This window comes from Kitasatospora sp. NPDC051984 (assembly GCF_044593455.1).
GTDB lineage: Bacteria > Actinomycetota > Actinomycetes > Streptomycetales > Streptomycetaceae > Kitasatospora.
In genome coordinates this window covers 1-18,116 of the sequence record NZ_JBIUCB010000013.1, presented here as the reverse complement: position 1 = coordinate 18,116, position 18,116 = coordinate 1, and the positions used below count along the sequence as shown (strand labels likewise).

The following is an 18,116-nucleotide window of genomic DNA, read 5'->3' as shown; positions in this document are numbered from 1 at the left end:
CGATGCGGGCAAACCGGCACCGGCCGGAATTGACCACGTCAGGAAGGCAGGCCATGCAGGGAGATCCCGAGGTCGTCGAGTTCCTCAACGAGCAGCTGACCGCCGAACTCACCGCGATCAACCAGTACTTCCTGCACTCCAAGATGCAGGAGAACAACGGCTGGACCAAGCTCGCCAAGTACACCCGGCACGAGTCCTTCGACGAGATGAAGCACGCCGAGACACTCACCGACCGGATCCTGTTCCTGGAGGGCCTGCCGAACTACCAGCGGCTGTTCCACGTCCGGATCGGGCAGACCGTCAAGGAGATGTTCGAGGCCGACCGACAGGTCGAGGTGGAGGCGATCGACCGCCTCAAGCGCGGGATCGTGGTGATGCGCGCCAAGAACGACGTCACCTCGGCGAACATCTTCGAGGACATCCTGGCCGACGAGGAACACCACATCGACTACCTGGACACCCAGCTGGAACTGCTGGACAAGCTCGGCGAGGCGCTCTACCTGGCGCAGCTGATCGAACAGCCGGAGACCTGAGCCGCGGCGCCGGTCAGGCGGCCTGCGGGGCGGCCGGCCCGGCCAGGCCCAGCCGCTCGGCCAACCGGGCCGTCGGACACGGGCGGGCGCCGTGCTCGCCGAGCAGCGCCTGGATGCGCCGCACGCAGGAACCGCAGTCGGTGCCGGCCTTGCAGCCCCGGGCTATCTGACGCGGGGTGGTGGCACCCTCGTCGATCTCCTGCTTGACCCGGGCCTCGGTGACCGCGTGGCACATGCACACGTACATGTGCGGCCCCTTCCGTGCTCGGCGTTGTCTACTGAGCCTTACCTTACTTGATGCTTCGGACACGAAGAAGGCCCCTCCGCCTCGGATCACCCGAAAACGGAGGGGCCTTCGTCACACCTGACCGGGCTACTGGTTGCGGTACATCTCCGCGACCAGGAACGCCAGGTCCAGCGACTGACTGCGGTTGAGCCGCGGGTCGCAGGCCGTCTCGTAGCGCTGGTGCAGGTCGTCGACCAGCACCTCGTCGCCGCCGCCGACGCACTCGGTGACGTCGTCGCCGGTCAGCTCCATGTGGATGCCGCCCGGGTGGGTGCCGAGCGCGCGGTGCACCTCGAAGAAGCCCTTGACCTCGTCGAGCACGTCGTCGAAGTTGCGGGTCTTGTGGCCGCTGGACGCCTCGAAGGTGTTGCCGTGCATCGGGTCACTGATCCACACCACCTGGGCGCCGGACGCGGTGACCTTCTCCACCAGGGTGGGCAGGTGGTCGCGGATCTTGCCCGCGCCCATCCGGGTGATGAAGGTGAGTCGGCCGGGCTCGCGGTCCGGGTCCAGCCGGTCGATCAGGGTGAGCGCCTCGTCGACCGTGGTGGTCGGGCCGAGCTTCACGCCGATCGGGTTGCGGATCTTCGAGGCGAACTCGATGTGCGCGTGGTCCAGCTGGCGGGTGCGCTCACCGATCCACACCATGTGGCCGGAGACGTCGTACAGGTCGCCGGTGCGCGAGTCGGTGCGGGTCAGCGCCGTCTCGTAGTCCAGGATCAGCGCCTCGTGCGAGGAGAAGAACTCGACCGTCTTGAACTCCTCGGGGGCCACCCCACAGGCGTTCATGAAGGCCAGCGCCTGATCGATCTCCCGGGCCAGCTGCTCGTAGCGCTGACCGGCCGGGGAGTTGCGCACGAAGTCCTGGTTCCAGGCGTGCACCTGGCGCAGGTCGGCGTAACCACCGGTGGTGAAGGCGCGCACCAGGTTCAGCGTCGACGCGGAGGCGTTGTACATCCGCTTCAGGCGCTCCGGGTCCGGGATCCGGGACTCGGGGGTGAACTCGAAGCCGTTCACCGAGTCACCGCGGTACACCGGCAGCGTCACGCCGTCACGGGTCTCGGTGTTCTTCGAACGCGGCTTGGAGTACTGGCCGGCGATCCGGCCGACCTTCACCACCGGGACGGAGGCGGCGTAGGTGAGCACCGCCGCCATCTGGAGCAGGGTCTTCAGCTTGTTGCGGATCTGGTCGGCCGACACGGCGTCGAACGCCTCGGCGCAGTCACCGCCCTGCAGCAGGAACGCCTCACCACGCGCGACGGCGCCGAGCCGGGCGCGCAGCTGGTCGCACTCGCCGGCGAAGACGAGCGGCGGATAGGAGGCGAGCTCCGCAAGGGTCTTGCGCAGAGCCTCTTGGTCCGGCCATTCAGGCTGCTGCGCCGCGGGCAGGGACTGCCAGGAGTGGTTAGTCACGGTCACAGAAGCAAGGCTACGGGTTCGCCCCGGCAGCTTGGGGACGCCGCCCGGTGGGTGAGACAGCTCGTGGACATCGCCCCGGGCGTCCTGCCGGTGGGCTATGGTCTGCTCCATGACCGCGACGCACACCTTCTCCTGGTGGTGGGCCTGCCCGTTGGGCGGCCCACGGATCGCGCGTCCCTAGAGACGAACGACGGCCGCCCTTCGGGGCGGCCGTCGGCGTCTGTGTCCAGCGTCACGGCCCTCCCCGGAGGCGGCGGCAGAAGCCCGCAGCCAACCCCCGGAAGGGAACACCGCAGTCGTGACCACCACCGCAGCCGACCTGCTCGCCCGGCTCACCGCGCCCGGCGCCCCCGCCTTCGCCCTGCTGCACCGCCGCGCGCCCCGGCTCGCCCCCGACACCGTCGAGCTGCTGCTCGGCACCGTCTCCGAGCACGACACGCTGGCCGAACTGCCGGTTCGGCACGGCGTGCCCGCCGACGGGCCCCGGCACGACCTGCTCGCCCTCGTCCCCTACGCCCAGCTGCGCGAACGCGGCTTCGCCGCCCGCCAGGACGGCACCCCGCTGCGCGCCCTGGCCGTCGAGGAGCAGCACGCGCTGCCGCTGGCCGAGCTGCTGGCGGCGCTGCCGGACGCGCCGGTCGAGCTGCGCGGCGGGGAGTTCGACATCGCGGACGAGGAGTACGCCGGGATCGTCCGGCGGGTGATCGAGGACGAGATCGGGCGCGGCGAGGGCGCCAACTTCGTCATCCGGCGCGACTTCCGGGCCGAGCTGGCGGGCTTCTCCACCGCCACCGCGCTGACCCTGTTCCGGCGGCTGCTGGAGCACGAGCGCGGCGCCTACTGGACGTTCCTGGTGCACACCGGCGACCGGGTGCTGGTCGGCGCGTCCCCCGAGGTCCACGTCCGGCAGTCCGGCGGCACCGTGGTGATGAACCCGATCTCCGGCACCTACCGCTATCCGTCGACCGGGCCCACCGCCGAATCCCTCCTCGAATTCCTGCGCGACCCGAAGGAGTTGGAGGAGCTCACCATGGTGGTCGACGAGGAACTGAAGATGATGTGCGCGGTCGGCGACCTCGGCGGGCAGGTGCTCGGGCCGCGGCTGAAGGAGATGTCGCACCTCGCGCACACCGAGTACGAGCTGCGCGGCCGCACCTCGCTGGACGTCCGGGAGGTGCTGCGGGAGACCATGTTCGCCGCCACCGTCACCGGCAGCCCCGTGCAGAACGCCACCCGGGTCATCGACCGGTACGAACGCGGCGGGCGCGGCTACTACTCGGGCGCGCTGGCGCTGATCGGGCGCTCCGCCGGCGGCGGCCAGCAGCTGGACTCGCCGATCTGCATCCGGGCCGCCGACATCGACCCCGCCGACGACTCGCTGGTGGTCCGGGTCGGCGCCACCCTGGTCCGGCACTCCGACCCGTACTCGGAGGTCGCCGAGACGCACGCCAAGGCCGCCGGCGTGCTCTCCGCGATCGGCGCCCGCCCGGCCCGGTCGGCGAAGGCCGCCGCCGCCCGGCCCCGGCTCGCCGAGGACCACCGGGTGCAGTCCGCGCTGGGCTCCCGGCGGGCCGGCCTCGCCCCGTTCTGGCTGCGGATGCAGCAGCCCGCCGAGCCCCGCCCGGGCGCCCACGCGCTGGTGGTCGACGGCGAGGACACCTTCACCGCGATGCTCGCCCACCTGCTGCGTTCGCTCGGCCACACCGTCACCGTGCTGCGCTACGACGCCCCGTCGCTGCGCGAACGGGCCGCCGCCCACCCCGGCCCGCTGGTGCTCGGCCCCGGCCCCGGCGACCCCGCCGACCCGGACGACCCGAAGATGGCGCTGCTGCGCCCGGTCGTCGCCGACGCCCTGGCCGCCGCCCGGGACGGCGCCCGGACCGCCCCGCTGCTGGCGGTCTGCCTCAGCCACCAGCTGCTGTCCGCGCAGCTCGGCCTGCCGCTGGCCCGCAAGGCCGTGCCGTACCAGGGCGCGCAGGAGAGCGTCGACCTGTTCGGCGTCCGCCGCACCGTGGGCTTCTACAACACCTTCACCGCCCGCTGCGACGACGACGCGGCGCGGCGCCTGGCCGCCGACGGCATCGAGGTGGCCCGCGACCCGCGCAGCGGGGACGTGCACGCGCTGCGCGGACCGGGCTTCGCGGGCCTCCAGTTCCACCCCGAGTCGGTGCTCACCAGGGACGGCGTGGAGATCGTCGCCGAACTGTTGAACGCCGTCCCGGCAGTACGCGGCTGACCCACCCGCCACACCCGCCACGAACCCTTAAAACGCGTAGTACGGAGTGGAGTTGACTGATATTCATATCCTGCTTCGCGAGCGGGAATGGAGGGGGACATGGCGCATTCAACGGAACACGACACGGTGGAGATCGTCCTGGACGACGGCACCGTCCTGCACGCGGCCGTCCGCGCGGGCTCGGAACCGACGGCCGGGGACGCGGGGGCGGTCTCCAGGGCGGTGACGCACAGCCTGGGCGAGGTGCGGCGGACGGTCCGCGCGGTGGGCCGCTGGGCCCGGGACACCGCGCGGGAGGCCGGCGACCCGGACTCCTTCGAGGTGGAGTTCGGCCTCAACCTGGGTGTGAAATCAGGCCAGTTGATCAGCGTGCTGGCGGAGGCGTCCGGCGAGGCGAGCCTGGTGGTACGGCTGGGCTGGTCGCGCCCCGACGGCCGACCCGACGACGGCCGACCCGACGCCGACCGCCCCGCCGACGCCGAGTGACGCCGCACGGCGCGCCGGCCGCCGCGCTCTGGCTGGCCGGACCCGACGGGGAGTTCCTCGGCAGCGGCTTCCACCTGGGCGCGGGCCGGGTGGTCAGCTGCGCCCACGTGGTGGCCGGACACCCGTCGGTCACGGCCCACCACTCCGGCACCGCGCATCCGGCCCGGGTGGTGCTGCTGGCCCCGCCCGAACGCCCGCCGGGCGCGGCCGTGCACCCGCCGCCGGACCTGGCGGTGCTGGACGTCCCGGGCCTGGCGGGCGCACCCGCGGTGCCGCTCGCCGGGCGGGACGTCGCCAACGGCGCCGCCGTGCTGGTGCACGGCTTCGCGGAGAACAAGCTGACCCGCGAAGTCGGCCCGGAATCCGCCCGGTTGACCGTGGCGGGCCCCTCCGGGCTCGGCCTGCGGGTGCAACTGGGTGCGATCCCGTTCGGGTTGAGCGGCAGCATGGCGATCGACGGCGACGGCCGGGTGATCGGCATGCTGAAGGCCACCGCGGACAGCGTCGGCACGCTGGGCGGCTGGATCACCCCGCTGTCCGACCTGCTGCCGCTGCTCGGCGAACGCCCGCCCGCGCCGGAACGGAAGGTCACCGCCCAGGCGTGCGCCCGGCTGCTGGCCGAGGTCGCGCTGCTGCAGGACCCACCGGCGCGACTGCTGCTGATCCAGTTCATGAACGAGCAACTCGGCCCGGGCGCGGGGATCAAGGTGCCCTACCACGGGCATGCATTCCTGCACCTGAGCGGCATCGCCGCCGCCTGCCTCAACCACCGCGACCCGACCAGCGCCCTGCATGCCCTGCTTCACTGCGCCATCGCCTTGTCCGGACCGGACCAGGCGCTCGAAAGACTCGGAAGACTGCTGCACATCGACCCGGAGGACTAAGGGATGGACCGCTGCACCAGGGAGACCCGGCACATGCTGCAGCGCATCCTGTCGGGCTGGTTCGAACTGGCCGTACCGCTGCCCCAGTTGGAGCAGCACCTCGCCGAACAGACCGACTACGTCGTCCAGGTGAACTTCGCCGGCCTCCCGCAGGCCGCCCAGCGGATCGCCAAGTACCTGGCCGAGGACCACCCCCAGCCCGCCGCCGCGATCAGCCACCTGTACGACTGGCTGACCGACGCCTTCGGTTCCCAACTGCGCGGCGACTGGGTCGGGTTCCTCGGCCGGGTGCAGGACGCCCGGGGGCTGACGATGGACCAGCGGGCCGACTTCGTGGTGATCGCCCAGGTGCTGTGCTTCCCGGCGCCGCTGCCGGAGCGCGCCTCCGGCCTGGAGCTGCTCGGCCTGGCCGAACGGTCCCTGGCCGGCGGCAGCCCCGCCCTGCTGCTGCTCGAAATCGACCGCGTCGAGGAGCAGTTGGCCCAGCAGGCCCGAGTCGCGGTGGACCGCTCGCGCAGCTACGTCCAGCGCGTGCCGCCCCCGCCGCCCCGGTTCTGGCGGGTGGTGGCGGTCGCCGTCGCGCTGCTGGCCCTGGCGGGCGGGCTGGCGGCCCTGGTGCTCGACAAGGGGCCGGCGCCGCTGCCCGACCAGGCGGTGACCTGGCAACCGGGGTCGGTGGATCCCGGCAACGCGTCCTCGGCCGTGGTGAACGTCCCGCCCGAGGCGAAGCGGCTGGTGGCACACATCGAGTTGACGGACGAGCATCCCGACCAAGGCAGCTGCCGTGGGATCCAGATCGCCCTCTCCGCCGAACCGGGCGGGAGCACCGGCTGGCAGCCGCCGGACAAGCCTCTGTCCGTCGCCGTCCCACCCGGCCACAACGGCCTGCGCATCACCCTGCGCATGGATGCCTCGCCCGGCTGCGTACGAAAGATAGACACCCAGCGCGTCGAGTTCGAGCGATAGGAGGTTCCCGTGCACGCACCACGCACCGTCCGTCTGGCGGCCTGTCTGCTCCTGCTGGCCGCCGCCGCGTTCGGCTGCTCCGACGACAGCAAGCCGAATCCGTTCGACAGTGATCCGATCAAGATCGGCTTCAAGAGCGGCCGCCCCGGCATGTCCGACCTCACCGGCAAGGGCAACTACGACGGCTTCGAGCCGCACGTGGCGCAGAAGGTGGTGCAAGGTCTGCTGCACCGCGACTTCACCTCGCTGCCGGTGACCACGGCCAACTGGAAGGAAGCCCTCCTCGACGGCAAGACCAACCACAACAAGGTCGACCTGGTGATAGCCGACATCTCCGAACGGGACGATCTGAAGCACGACTTCGACATGGCCGGCCCCTACCTGCAGACCCCGCTCGGCGTCCTGCTGAAGGCCTCGGACACCCGGGAGATCAACAAAGCCGAGGACCTCCGGCCGCTCGCCGTCTGCGCGCAGGAGAAGACCACCGCCTACAGCACCCTGGAGCAGAACGGCGGTCGGCCCCCCGTCAGCGCCCCCGACCTCAACGCGTGCATCGACCGGCTCAACGACGGCACCGCCGAGGCCGTGCTCGCCGACTACGTGGTCCTGCAGGGCATCGCGATCAACTCCGGCTCCGGCACCGAGCACACCTACCGGGTCCCCCGGAACGCCCGGATCGGCAGGCCGCAGTACCTGATGATGATGCTGCCCAAGGGCCACCAGAAGGCCTGCGAGCTGCTCCGCAAGGCGATCGCCGAGTACCTCCAGGACACCGACTGGACGACCACCCTGAAGCAGGACCTCGGGCTCGACGACTTCACCAACGAGGAGATCCGCGACACCTTCCAGCCCGTCACCAACGCCGTCGGTGGGGACTGCTCGGCCTAGCCCAGCTCCTCGTCCAGCCCCTGCTCGATCGCGTACCGCACCAGCTCGACCCGGTTGTGCAGTTGCAGCTTGCCGAGGGTGTTCTGCACGTGGTTCTGCACGGTGCGGTGCGAGAGCACCAGCCGGTCGGCGATCTGGCGGTACGACAGGCCCTTGGCGACCAGCCGCAGCACCTCCGTCTCCCGGGGGGTCAGCTGCGGCGCGGCCGGCTGGGCGGGGGTGCCGGGCTCGGTGGCCAGGCGGCGGAACTCGCCGAGCACCAGCCCGGCCAGGCCGGGGGTGAAGACCGGGTCGCCGACGGCGGTGCGGCTCACCGCGTCGATCAGTTCCTCGCGGCCGGCCGACTTCACCAGGTAGCCGGTCGCTCCGGACTTCACTGCCTCCAGCACGTCGGTGTGCTCGCCGCTCGCGGACAGCACCAGCACCCGCACCGCCGGGTCGGCGGCCACCACTTGGCGGCACACCTCGACGCCGGGCAGCGCGGGCAGGTTGAGGTCGAGTACCACCACCTGCGGGGCGCTGGCCCTGGCCCGGCGCACCGCCTCCTCGCCGTCCCCGGCGGTGGCGACCACCGCGAACCCGGCCTCCGCCAGGTCCCGGGCCACCCCGTCGCGCCACATCGGGTGGTCGTCCACCACCATCACCCGCACCGGCTGATCAGACATCGCCACCCCTCCTCGGCCACCGCAGTTCCACCTCGACGCCTTCTCCGGGCACCGAGTACAGCTCGGCGCTGCCGCCGAGGTCCAGCATCCGGCCGCGGATCGACTGCGACACGCCCAGCCGGCCGTCGCGCTGCGCCTGGGCCAGCCGTCCGGCCGGGAAGCCGGGGCCGTCGTCGCGGACCGAGACCGTGACGGCCTGCGGCTCGTCCTCCAGCAGGATCCAGGCGCGGGCGCCCTCACCCGCGTGCGTCCGTACGTTGTCCAGCGCGGCCGCGACCGCGGCGGCCAGTTCGGCGGCCACCGGCGCGGGCATCAGCACCGGGGTGGCGGGCGCGGCGACGGTGATCCGCTCGTCCGCGTGCCGGGAGACCAGCGGGCGCAGGTCCGCCTCGCCGTCCTCGAGTTCCGGCTGCTGGGCGCCTGTCATCAGGGCCCGCAGCGCACGTTCCTGTTCCCCGGCCAGTCGTCCCAGCTCGGCGGCGTCGCCCTGCTGACGGTGCACCAGGGCGAGCACCTGGAGCACCCCGTCGTGGATGTCCCGGGACAGCCGTTCGCGTTCCCGGGTGGCGGCCTCCACCTGGAGTGCCCGGGTGAGCACGGCCTCGCTGGCCCGGGCGAGTTCGATGACGTAGCCGATCGCGCAGCCCGCGACCAGCAGCAGCACGATGTTGTGCAGGTTGTCGGGGCTGACCCCGCCGTGGCCGAGGATGTTGGCGGCGCCGATCACCGCTCCGGCGAACGCGGCGGGCCGCCAGCCGCCCTTGCCGGCGAAGCCGAGCACGGTGCCGGCCGCCCAGATGGTGGGCAGCGTCGGCGCGCCGGCGTGGATCCGGGCGGGGGTGTCGATGAAGCCGCTCTGCACGATGCCGAACACCGCGAACAGCAGGTCGGTGCCGAGCACCGCCCAGGTGCACCGCTTCGGCCCGGCGAACGCCCGGGTGCTGGCCAGCGTCCACAGGGTCAGCGCGCCCAGGTAGATCCAGCCGGACACCGGGTGCAGGAACTCCCGGTACGCGGTGAAGAACCGCAGCACGGCGTACGCGAGTGCCAGCACCCGGAAGTACCCCATGGCACGCCACAGCGGCAGTTCCACCGACATCCCGCCGGCCACCACGGCCGCGGCCGGACCTGACGGCCCCGGCTGCGGCACGGCGGGTCTGTGCTCCCCCACGGCAAGCCCCCCTGACGGCCGGTCAGGCCCCGGCGTCCTTCTCCTGCTCTGCCTTTTCCCGACCCGCGGCCTTCTCCTGCTCGGCCTTCTCCTGCTCGGCCTGCTCGGCGGCGGCGGCCTTCTCGGCCTTCTGCTGCGCCTTGCGGTCCGCGTCGGCGGCCTTCTTCTCCTCGGCGAGCTGCCGCTTGGCGGCGGTCGCGTAGATGTCCACGTACTCCTGGCCGGACAGCCGCATGATCTCGTACATCACCTCGTCGGTGACCGAGCGCAGGATGAACCGGTCGTTCTCCATGCCCTGGTAGCGGGAGAAGTCCAGCGGACGGCCGATCCGGATGCCGGGGCGGACGCCGAAGTTGGGGATCACCTGGCCGGGCGGCTGCACCTTCTCGGTGTCGATCATCGCGACCGGGATCACCGGCGCACCGGTGGCCAGCGCGACGCGGGCCAGTCCGCCGACCTTGCCGCGGTACAGCTTGCCGTCGGGCGAGCGGGTGCCCTCCGGGTAGACGCCGAACACCTCGCCGCGCTCGATCACCGCGATGCCGCTGCGGATCGCCGCCTCGCCGGCGCCGCGGGCGCCCGAGCGGTCCACCGGGAGCTGGCCGACGCCCTTGAAGAACGCCGCGGTCAGCCGGCCCTTGATGCCGGGCGTGGTGAAGTACTCGGCCTTCGCGATGAACGTCACCCGCCGCTTGAGCAGCGCGGGTAGGAAGAACGAGTCCGAGAAGGACAGGTGGTTGCTGGCGAGGATGGCCGGGCCTTCGTCCGGAATGTTCTCCTCGCCCTCCATCCACGGCCGGAAGAAGATCCGCAGCAGCGGCGCGACGATCATCTTCATCAGTCGGTAGAACAACCGGGGCCTCCTGTTGTGCGGACCGGACGATCCTAATGCTTGTGCTTGCCCGCCCGTGCACCGGCGACCCGTTCCAGCGCCGCCGCGCACCTCTGTACGGGGCAACCCGCCCGTGGGACGATCGGGGAAAACCCCCCACACCTCCAGGAGTTCCGCCGATGCCGCTGATGCCGGGAGCCGAGCCGTACCGCCACGACGGCGGGCAGGTCGGCGTGCTGCTCGTCCACGGTTTCACCGGTTCCCCGCAGTCCATGCGGCCGTGGGCCGAACATCTGGCCGACGCCGGACTCACCGTCAGCGTCCCGCTGCTGCCCGGCCACGGCACCCGCTGGCAGGACCTCCAGCCGACCCGCTGGGAGGACTGGTACGCCACCGCGGAGACCGCCCTCCTCGAGCTCGCCGACCGGTGCGAGCAGGTCTTCGTCTGCGCGCTGTCGATGGGCGGGGCACTCGCCCTCAAGCTCGCCGAGAAGCACGGCGACCGGATCTCCGGACTGGTGCTCGTCAACCCGTCGGTGCGCTCCGACAACCCCGCGACGGTGCTTCTTCCGGTCCTGCGCCACCTGCTGCCGTCGCTGCCCGGCATCGCCTCGGACATCGCGAAGCCCGGCACGACCGAGGTCGGCTACGACCGGTTGCCGCTGCACGCCGCCTGGTCACTGGCCCGGCTGTGGAAGAGCGTCCAGGCGGGAATGCCGAGGGTGACCCAGCCCGTTCTGCTGTTGCACAGTCCGCAGGACCACGTGGTCTCGCCGCACAACTCGGCGATGGTGCTCGCCCGGATATCCTCGACCGATGTGACGGAGCTGCTGCTCGACCGCAGCTTCCACGTGGCCACGCTGGACCACGACGCCGGTCTGATCTTCGGGGCGAGCCTCGACTTCGTCCGGCGGCTGGCCCCGGCAGCGGCGGTCGATGCCGGGAACCACTCGGGCTGAAAGGCCGATAGTGAACGAGACCAGCAAAGCGAACGACGACGACCTGCCCCGCGACGACCCGAAGGCGGCCGAACCCGCCGAAGAAGCCGCGCCCGAGCCCGCCCCGCGGCGCCCCGCCGCCGGCAGCCAGGCCGAACAGGACGCGATCTTCGCCGAGCTGGTCGGCCGGTTCGACGAACCCGTGGACGCCACCGAGCACGCCTGGCCCGACGCGGAGAACGTCACCGAGCGCCCCCGGCGGCCCAGCGCGCCCACCGGCCCCACCGGCCTCGGCGACTTCGCCCCCCGCCCGGTCCCCCGCCCCGCCGAGGGCGGCCCCCGCGACTACACCGTCGCCGAGGACGAGGACGAGGGCCACTTCGTCCCGCCGGAGCCCCCGCCGCTGCCCCCGGCCGAAACCACCGCCAAGTTCGCCTGGCTGGCCGTCCTCGGCGGACCGGCACTGATCATGTTCGACGCCCTGGTGTGGCGCGAGGTCTCCGGCTGGCCCGCCTGGGTCGGCGGCATCGCCTTCCTCGGCGGCTTCGCCACCCTGGTGGCCCGCATGAAGGACCGCAACGACGACGAGCCTGACGACCCGAACGGCGGCGCCGTCGTCTGACCCCGCCCGCGCCGGGGCCGAAGACCGCTCAGCCCCGGCGCGACCGTTCCGTCACGGAGCGGGCACCCGCAGTGCCGCCAGCACCGGCAGATGATCCGTCGCCGCCCGCAGGTCCTCCGCCGAGACACCCGGCAGCGGATACGGCACCCCGCAGCCCAGCACGTCGATGTCCGGCGTCGCGAACACCCCGTCGATCCGCTGGTACGGCTGCGCCGGCACCGAAGTGAACGTCCCGCCCCACGGCGCCTTCGCGTGAGCGTCCGTCAACTCCTCCGCGAACGCCCGCCAACCCGGGCCCTCCGGCGGCTCGTTGAAATCCCCGGCCACCACGCCCGGCTCCCCCGGCCGCAGTTGACGCCGCAACAGCTCGAACTGCCGCAGCCGCTCCTCCGGTTGAAGACTCAGATGGCAACTCGTCACGGAGAACGGACGCGACCCGCCGATCCGCAGCAGCGCACTCGCGAACCCCCGCGCGTGCAACCCCCGTGCCTTCGGCAACAGCGTGTCCCGCAGCTCCAGCACGTCCACCCGCAACCTGCCGAGCAACAACGGCCCCGCCGCGACGCGGCCGCCGCCGGCCAGAATCACCATGCCGGTCCGGTGCGCCAGCCACGCCGCGGCCTTCTCGCTCTTCCAGTACCGCGGCGACTCCTGCACACACACCACGTCCGGATCGCACGCCCGGATCACCCGAGCCACCGCCGCCCGGTCATCACGCAACGACCGCACGTTGTAACTCATCACCCGCACCCGCCGCGCCCCGTCCGGCTCCACCCCGGAGGACGCCAACGCAACATCAGTGTCCGTCACCTGACCGACAGTAACAGCTAGGAGGGGGGCAGGTGAGTGCGAAGGCAGGGGCGCGGGGAACTGCGCGAAGGGGAACGCACCCGTCAGCAGGATCGCGACGCAGGCAATGACTTGAACACTGCTCGCGACCTCACGGACAGGCTTGCGCTTGTCGCGCAGTTCTTCACGCCCCTGGTTTCAGCTGCGCGCCAGGTCCGCCGCGCCCGCGATCCCCGCCGCCGACCCCATCGAAGCCAGCACGACGTTCGCGCGCGGCCGGGCCGGCCCGCCCGTCAGGTACTTCTCGAAGGCGACCGAGACGGGGTCGAGCAGCAGACGGCCGGAGTCCGAGACGCCGCCGCCGAGGACGAAGACGGCCGGGTCGAAGAGCGCGGCGAGGTCGGCCATGCCGCGGCCGAGCCAGTCGGCGACCTCCGCGTAGCAGGCGAGGGCCAGCGGGTCGCCCTCCTCCGCGGCCTGGGTGATGTGGATGCCGCGAATGGTCTCGGCGAGGCCCTCGTTGAGTTCGAGCATCCGCTTGCCGGCGATCGGGTCGGCGGCGGCCTTCTCGCGGCCGTAGCGTCGCAGCGCGCGCCCGGAGCCGTACTGTTCCCAGCAGCCGTGGCCGCCGCAGCCGCAGGGCAGGCCGTCGGGGACCATGTTGAGGTGGCCGATCTCGCCGGCGACGCCGAACCGTCCGCGGTGCAGGCGGCCGTCGAGGACGATGCCGCCGCCGATGCCGGTGCCGACGGTGATCAGCAGCATGTCCTCGTAATCGGCCGCGGCGCCGAACCGGAACTCGGCCCAGGCGGCGCAGTTGGCGTCGTTCTCGATCACGGTGGGCAGGCCTGTGAGTTCCTCGACGCGCTGCTTGAGGGGCTCGTTCTCCCAGGCGATGTTGGGCGCCATCAGGACGGTGGAGCGGTCCCGGCTGACGAAGCCGGGCGCGCCGACGCCGACGGCGGCGACGCCAGGGTACTGCTCCTTCAACTCCCGTACGCCCTGGGCGATGGCGTCGACCGCCCACTGGGGGTCGGCCGGGGTGGGCACCCGGGTCTTGGCCAGAATCTCGCCGGACTCGTCGACCACACCTGCTGCGATCTTGGTACCGCCGACGTCCACGCCGATGGTCAGAGCCATGTGTCCCTCAGCTATTCACTCGTTCCCGCTCAGGCGGAACGGTACCGGCTGAGGGGTGCCCACGTACACAGTTCGGCCTACATTATCCGAAGGCAACCCTCGACCCATCGGGCAAACTGCCTTCAGGAGTCATATCGACTGTCCCGTTCGGTGATGGCTCGGAACCGCAAAGTGACGCTGACGAACTTCCGGCTTAACTACTTGTCGGAGGCCTCCTGGGGCCCGTCCAGGTCCACCCGCTCGGTCTCGGCGTGTTGGGGCGCCGACCAGCGCCGCTCGTGACCGGCCACGGCGGCGCGGTACGCGGCCAGCAACTCGCCGCCGGCGGCGGCCAGGTGGCCGTACACCTCGGGGTTGGACTCACGCAGCTTGCCGCCGATCTCCACGGCCTTGCCGCCGAGCGCGGTCGCGAACTTCCGCACCTCTTCCACCAGCGGCGCGAACTCGCCCGTCCCGCCCGGCTGTTCCGTACTCATCACACGCTCCCGTCCGTCGGATTCCGCTACCCGCGCGGCCACAGTGCGGGATCGGGGGTGAACCGCACCGACAGCGTCCCGTCGACCAGGCCGGCCCCGCTGACGGTGCAACGGCGCAGCGCGGACGGGAGTGCCACGACCCGCCGGTAGGTTCCGGCGCCAAGAACCAATTCGTCGCCGCGGCGCAGCAGTTCGAGGTCCTCGCGGTCCGCGCCGGGCAGCGGCAGGTGCCAGATCAGCAGGTTCTCGGCGGCCAGCCGGTCCTCGGTCCACGGCTCGGCGGGCGCGGGGATGCGCGGGGCGCCGGCCCGGTACAGCTGCTCGGCGAGCGCTTCCAGGGTGCTGTCCGGCTGCCGGGCGGTCAGCAGTGGGACGTCCAACGCCTCTGCCAGCGTGTCGAGTTGTTCGCGCTGCCGGGCGGCGGTGCGGGCCAGCCACGGGTCCGGGGAGTCGACGGCTTCGGCGGGGTGCGCGCCGTGCGCGACCACCGCGTCCAGCGGCAGGCCGTGCAGGGCGAGTCCGGCCCGGATCCGGGCGAGGGCGCGCGGCGCGGGGCGGGCGGCGTCCAGCACCAGGCGGACGGTGGTGCCGGGCGCGGTGATCACGGCGGCGGCCTCGGCGAGCGCGGCGGACGCGGCGGCCCGGGCCTCGAACAGCTTGTCGGTGGGCATCGGGACGCCCGCCAGCCCGGCCAGCAGCGGGCGCAGCGCGCGGGCGGCCTGGCGCTGTTCGGGGAGCAGCCGGGTCAGGTAGCGCTCCAGCTGGTCGGGCAGCGCGAGGGTGGCGATCAGTTCGGCGGGCGGCGGGGCGGCGACCACCAGTACCTCGGCCTTGGCCCGGGGCAGCGCGCGCAGCAGGGCGAGGGCGCGGGTGCCGGGCAGCGGGGCGAGCTCGTCGGGGTCGAGCGGCTGGGCGCCGATCAGGTCGAGCGCGGGGGCGAGCCGTTCGCGGTAGCCGTCCAGGGCGGAGCGGAACGCGGCCTGTTCGTCGACCCTGGCGGCGCTCAGGAAGCGCTCCAGCTCGACGGCTTCGGGCCCGAGCCGGACGCCGAGCAGGTCGTCGACGGCCCGGTGCGGGTCGTCGGCGGCCAGCAGCAGGGTTTCGCTGCCCTGCCGGGCGTGGTGCAGGGCGGTGGCGGCGGCGATCCTGGCGGATTCGGGGCCGCTGACGAGTACGGTGCGGGTGGCCACGGACCCGGTCAGCCCTCGACGCGCTTCTTCAGGCCGGCCAGCGCCCGGTCGATGATGACCTTCTCGGCCTTGCGCTTGATCATGCCGAGCATCGGGATCTTGACGTCCACGGCCAGCTGGTAGGTGACCTCGGTGCGGCCCTGGCCGGCGGGGGTGAGCCGGTAGGAGCCGTCCAGGGAGCGCAGCATCTGGCTCCGGACCAGGGTCCAGCTGACCTCGCGGTCGCCGTCCCAGGTGTAGGCGAGGGAGTGCTCGTCGCGGATCGCGCCGGCGTCCAGCAGCAGCCGCACCTCGGCGGCGCGGCCGTCCGGCCCGGTCTGCAGGACCTCGATCTCCTTCAGTTCGTCGGTCCACTCCGGGTAGGCGGCGAAATCGGCGATCACCGCCATGACCTCGGCCGGGGTGGCGTCGATGACAATGCTCGACCTGGTGTGCTCCGCCATTGCGGCCTCCGCGATCTCCCTGTGCTGCTGTGCGCCCACCAGAGGCTATCGCGGGCGGGCCCGGCTACTTTCCGCCCGGGCACCTTACCGGCGGGTCACATTGCGTCTGCCGTAGGGTTCGCATCGATCCATCCCACGTCCGACCTGCGATGTGACGATCGGAACACCGAGGCCGACCCCTCTGGTCGAACTCACCTACCCAGCAGTAACGTCCAGTCGTCCCGCAGCGTCGCAGACGAGGAGCAGTCTTGCTCGAGGAGTTCAGCCTTCCGGCCCGCTACCAGGTACCGAGCGATGGCAACCTCGCCGACCTGGTCCACCAGAACGCGGAGCGGCACCCGGGCGTCGCTGTGCTCAGCCGCAAGGTGGACGGGCACTGGCAGGATCTCACTGCCGTCCAGTTCCTCGCCGAGGTGCACGCCGTAGCCAAGGGCCTGATCGCGTCCGGCGTCGGCCCGGGCGACCGGGTCGCCGTGATGTCCCGCACCCGCTACGAGTGGACGCTGCTGGACTTCGCGATCTGGACCGCCGGCGCGATCACCGTCCCCGTCTACGAGACCTCCTCCGCCGAGCAGGTGCAGTGGATCCTCGGCGACTCCGGCGCACTCGTCGTGATCACCGAGACCGACAAGCACGCCGCCGTGATCACCGAGGTCCGCGAGGCCCTGCCCGCGCTCACGCACACCTGGCAGATCGAACGCGACGGCATCGCCGAGCTGACCCGGGCCGGCAAGGACATCGCCGACCAGGTGATCGCCGAACGCCGCGTCATCGCGAACCCCGACTCGATCTCCACCATCGTCTACACCTCCGGCACCACCGGCCGCCCCAAGGGCTGTCAGCTCACCCACGGCAACTTCCTCGCCGAACTGGGCAACGTCACCGCCCGGATGCCCGAGCTGTTCGTCACCGGCGAGTCCTCGGTCCTGCTGTTCCTGCCGCTGGCCCACGTGCTCGGCCGGATCGCCGAGATCGCCGCCGCCATCGTCCCGGTCAAGCTCGGCCACGTCTCCGACATCCGGAACGTCACCGAGGAACTCGGCTCCTTCCAGCCGACGCTGATCCTCGGCGTCCCCCGGGTCTTCGAGAAGGTCTACAACACCGCCCGCGCCAAGGCCCAGGCCGACGGCAAGGGCAAGATCTTCGACCGCGCCGCCGACACCGCCATCGCCTACAGCCGTGCCCTGGACGCCGGCGGCCCCTCGCTGATGCTTCGGATCAAGCACGCGATCTTCGACAAGCTGGTCTACGTCAAGCTCCGCAACGCGCTCGGCGGCCGCTGCAAGACCGCCATCTCCGGCGGCGCCCCGCTCGGCGAACGGCTCGGCCACTTCTACCGCGGCATCGGCTTCTCCGTCCTGGAGGGCTACGGCCTCACCGAGTCCTGCGCCGCCACCACCTTCAACCCCAACGACCGGGCCAAGATCGGCACCGTCGGCCAGCCGCTCCCCGGCTCCGCGGTCCGCATCGCCGAGGACGGCGAGGTCCTGCTCAAGGGCCCGAACATCTTCACCGGCTACTGGAACAACCCCACCGCCACCGCCGAAGCCCTCCGGGACGGCTGGTTCGCCACCGGCGACATCGGCACCCTCGACGACGACGGCTACCTCACCATCACCGGCCGCAAGAAGGAAATCATCGTCACCGCCGGCGGCAAGAACGTCGCCCCCGCCGTGATCGAGGACCGCATCCGCGCCCACGCGATCGTCGGCGAGGTCATGGTCGTCGGCGACCGCAAGCCCTTCATCGCCTGCCTCGTCACGGTCGACGACGAGTTCTTCCCCCGCTGGAAGGCCCTCAACAACAAGCCCGCCGACGCGACGGTCTCCGACCTCCGCGAGGACCCCGACCTCCTCGCCGCGATCCAGGCCGCCGTCGACGACGGCAACCTGGCCGTCTCCCACGCCGAGGCCGTCAAGAAGTTCCGCCTCCTCACCACCACCTTCACCGAGGCCAGCGGCCACCTCACCCCGTCCCTCAAGCTCAAGCGCAACGTCGTCCTGAAGGACTTCGCGGCCGACATCGAGGCGCTGTACGCCCGGTAAGGGAAATCAGGGGCGGGGGGGGGGGGGGGGGGGGGGGGGGGGGGCCCCCCCCCCCCCCCGGCCCCCCCCCCCCCCGCCCCCCCCCCCCCCCCCCCCCCCCCCCCCCC

General features: G+C 72.0%; 19 protein-coding genes. 9 read left to right on the top strand and 10 right to left on the bottom strand.

Going from position 1 to position 18,116, the window contains the following annotated elements; genetic code table 11:
* The first annotated feature begins 53 nt into the window (after positions 1-53).
* Positions 54-533, top strand: a complete 480-nt coding sequence (gene bfr / locus ACIHEI_RS23870; RefSeq protein ID WP_392955681.1) for a bacterioferritin — start codon at positions 54-56, stop codon at positions 531-533.
* 13 nt (positions 534-546) lie between these two features.
* Here the strand turns inward: bfr and ACIHEI_RS23865 are convergent, their stop codons facing one another.
* Together ACIHEI_RS23865 and ACIHEI_RS23860 are read right to left on the bottom strand one after the other, a co-directional pair.
* Positions 547-780 carry a bacterioferritin-associated ferredoxin gene (locus ACIHEI_RS23865; RefSeq protein ID WP_380481029.1) on the bottom strand — a complete coding sequence of 78 codons (234 nt, stop codon included), beginning with the start codon at positions 778-780 and terminating at the stop codon, positions 547-549.
* A 126-nt stretch (positions 781-906) separates the two neighbouring features.
* Complete coding sequence (locus ACIHEI_RS23860; protein ID WP_387643716.1) at positions 907-2,238, bottom strand: class II 3-deoxy-7-phosphoheptulonate synthase; 1,332 nt, start codon at positions 2,236-2,238, stop codon at positions 907-909.
* Positions 2,239-2,536: 298 nt separating this feature from the next.
* Here ACIHEI_RS23860 and ACIHEI_RS23855 point away from each other — a divergent pair, with 298 nt between their 5' ends.
* The 5 genes from ACIHEI_RS23855 (at position 2,537) to ACIHEI_RS23835 (ending at position 7,698) form a co-directional block, all read left to right on the top strand.
* The gene (locus ACIHEI_RS23855) at positions 2,537-4,474 is read left to right on the top strand and encodes an anthranilate synthase family protein (RefSeq protein ID WP_396608027.1); all 1,938 of its coding nucleotides are present in this window, start codon (positions 2,537-2,539) and stop codon (positions 4,472-4,474) included.
* 99 nt (positions 4,475-4,573) lie between these two features.
* Positions 4,574-4,960: a CU044_2847 family protein gene (locus tag ACIHEI_RS23850; protein WP_396608026.1), complete on the top strand. Its 387-nt coding sequence runs from the start codon at positions 4,574-4,576 to the stop codon at positions 4,958-4,960.
* Positions 4,957-5,844, top strand: a complete 888-nt coding sequence (locus ACIHEI_RS23845) for a trypsin-like peptidase domain-containing protein (RefSeq protein ID WP_396608025.1) — start codon at positions 4,957-4,959, stop codon at positions 5,842-5,844. The genes ACIHEI_RS23850 and ACIHEI_RS23845 overlap by 4 nt, the downstream gene beginning before the upstream one ends.
* 33 nt (positions 5,845-5,877) lie before the next feature.
* Entirely contained in the window at positions 5,878-6,810 is a 933-nt protein-coding gene (locus ACIHEI_RS23840; RefSeq protein WP_396608024.1) for a hypothetical protein, read from the top strand.
* Positions 6,811-6,819: 9 nt separating this feature from the next.
* Positions 6,820-7,698 (top strand): substrate-binding periplasmic protein, encoded by an 879-nt coding sequence (locus ACIHEI_RS23835; RefSeq protein WP_396608023.1) that lies wholly within the window; start codon positions 6,820-6,822, stop codon positions 7,696-7,698.
* Here the strand turns inward: ACIHEI_RS23835 and ACIHEI_RS23830 are convergent.
* The 3 genes from ACIHEI_RS23830 to ACIHEI_RS23820 form a co-directional block, all read right to left on the bottom strand.
* Positions 7,695-8,363 carry a response regulator gene (locus tag ACIHEI_RS23830; RefSeq protein ID WP_396608022.1) on the bottom strand — a complete coding sequence of 223 codons (669 nt, stop codon included), beginning with the start codon at positions 8,361-8,363 and terminating at the stop codon, positions 7,695-7,697. The genes ACIHEI_RS23835 and ACIHEI_RS23830 overlap by 4 nt on opposite strands.
* Positions 8,356-9,462, bottom strand: a complete 1,107-nt coding sequence (gene macS / locus ACIHEI_RS23825; protein WP_392955739.1) for a MacS family sensor histidine kinase — start codon at positions 9,460-9,462, stop codon at positions 8,356-8,358. Before macS ends, ACIHEI_RS23830 begins: the two co-directional genes overlap by 8 nt.
* Positions 9,463-9,556: 94 nt before the next feature.
* Positions 9,557-10,372 carry a lysophospholipid acyltransferase family protein gene (locus ACIHEI_RS23820; protein ID WP_392955741.1) on the bottom strand — a complete coding sequence of 272 codons (816 nt, stop codon included), beginning with the start codon at positions 10,370-10,372 and terminating at the stop codon, positions 9,557-9,559.
* Positions 10,373-10,545: 173 nt separating this feature from the next.
* Between ACIHEI_RS23820 and ACIHEI_RS23815 the strand changes: the two genes are divergently transcribed.
* Both ACIHEI_RS23815 and ACIHEI_RS23810 read left to right on the top strand, forming a co-directional pair.
* Positions 10,546-11,325 carry an alpha/beta hydrolase gene (locus ACIHEI_RS23815; RefSeq protein ID WP_396608021.1) on the top strand — a complete coding sequence of 260 codons (780 nt, stop codon included), beginning with the start codon at positions 10,546-10,548 and terminating at the stop codon, positions 11,323-11,325.
* A gap of 10 nt (positions 11,326-11,335) precedes the next feature.
* Positions 11,336-11,926: a hypothetical protein gene (locus ACIHEI_RS23810; protein ID WP_392955696.1), complete on the top strand. Its 591-nt coding sequence runs from the start codon at positions 11,336-11,338 to the stop codon at positions 11,924-11,926.
* A gap of 51 nt (positions 11,927-11,977) precedes the next feature.
* Here ACIHEI_RS23810 and ACIHEI_RS23805 read toward each other — a convergent pair whose 3' ends face one another.
* The 5 genes from ACIHEI_RS23805 to ACIHEI_RS23785 form a co-directional block, all read right to left on the bottom strand.
* On the bottom strand, positions 11,978-12,736 hold the full coding sequence (locus ACIHEI_RS23805) for an endonuclease/exonuclease/phosphatase family protein (RefSeq protein WP_387643694.1): 759 nt from the start codon (positions 12,734-12,736) through the stop codon (positions 11,978-11,980).
* A gap of 177 nt (positions 12,737-12,913) precedes the next feature.
* A complete protein-coding gene (locus ACIHEI_RS23800) occupies positions 12,914-13,855 on the bottom strand; it encodes an ROK family glucokinase (RefSeq protein WP_387643691.1) in 942 nt (313 codons plus the stop codon).
* A gap of 197 nt (positions 13,856-14,052) precedes the next feature.
* Positions 14,053-14,331 (bottom strand): DUF5304 family protein, encoded by a 279-nt coding sequence (locus tag ACIHEI_RS23795; RefSeq protein WP_387643689.1) that lies wholly within the window; start codon positions 14,329-14,331, stop codon positions 14,053-14,055.
* Positions 14,332-14,357: 26 nt separating this feature from the next.
* Positions 14,358-15,521, bottom strand: coding sequence for an ArsA family ATPase (locus ACIHEI_RS23790; RefSeq protein WP_387643686.1), 1,164 nt, complete (start codon positions 15,519-15,521; stop codon positions 14,358-14,360).
* A gap of 8 nt (positions 15,522-15,529) precedes the next feature.
* Complete coding sequence (locus ACIHEI_RS23785; RefSeq protein WP_387643684.1) at positions 15,530-15,964, bottom strand: SRPBCC family protein; 435 nt, start codon at positions 15,962-15,964, stop codon at positions 15,530-15,532.
* Between the two features lie 248 nt (positions 15,965-16,212).
* On the opposite strand from ACIHEI_RS23785, the gene ACIHEI_RS23780 reads away from it, so the two are divergent.
* On the top strand, positions 16,213-18,009 hold the full coding sequence (locus ACIHEI_RS23780) for an AMP-dependent synthetase/ligase (protein ID WP_396608020.1): 1,797 nt from the start codon (positions 16,213-16,215) through the stop codon (positions 18,007-18,009).
* Positions 18,010-18,116: the final 107 nt, after the last annotated feature.

Coding starts and splice junctions, on each gene's coding strand:
- bfr (WP_392955681.1), top strand. CDS start 54: ATGCAGGGAGATCCCGAGGTCGTCGAGTTCCTCAACGAGCAGCTGACC.
- ACIHEI_RS23865 (WP_380481029.1), bottom strand. CDS start 780: ATGTACGTGTGCATGTGCCACGCGGTCACCGAGGCCCGGGTCAAGCAG.
- ACIHEI_RS23850 (WP_396608026.1), top strand. CDS start 4,574: ATGGCGCATTCAACGGAACACGACACGGTGGAGATCGTCCTGGACGAC.
- ACIHEI_RS23840 (WP_396608024.1), top strand. CDS start 5,878: ATGCTGCAGCGCATCCTGTCGGGCTGGTTCGAACTGGCCGTACCGCTG.
- ACIHEI_RS23830 (WP_396608022.1), bottom strand. CDS start 8,363: ATGTCTGATCAGCCGGTGCGGGTGATGGTGGTGGACGACCACCCGATG.
- macS (WP_392955739.1), bottom strand. CDS start 9,462: ATGTCGGTGGAACTGCCGCTGTGGCGTGCCATGGGGTACTTCCGGGTG.
- ACIHEI_RS23820 (WP_392955741.1), bottom strand. CDS start 10,372: ATGAAGATGATCGTCGCGCCGCTGCTGCGGATCTTCTTCCGGCCGTGG.
- ACIHEI_RS23815 (WP_396608021.1), top strand. CDS start 10,546: ATGCCGCTGATGCCGGGAGCCGAGCCGTACCGCCACGACGGCGGGCAG.
- ACIHEI_RS23800 (WP_387643691.1), bottom strand. CDS start 13,855: ATGGCTCTGACCATCGGCGTGGACGTCGGCGGTACCAAGATCGCAGCA.
- ACIHEI_RS23795 (WP_387643689.1), bottom strand. CDS start 14,331: ATGAGTACGGAACAGCCGGGCGGGACGGGCGAGTTCGCGCCGCTGGTG.
- ACIHEI_RS23785 (WP_387643684.1), bottom strand. CDS start 15,964: ATGGCGGAGCACACCAGGTCGAGCATTGTCATCGACGCCACCCCGGCC.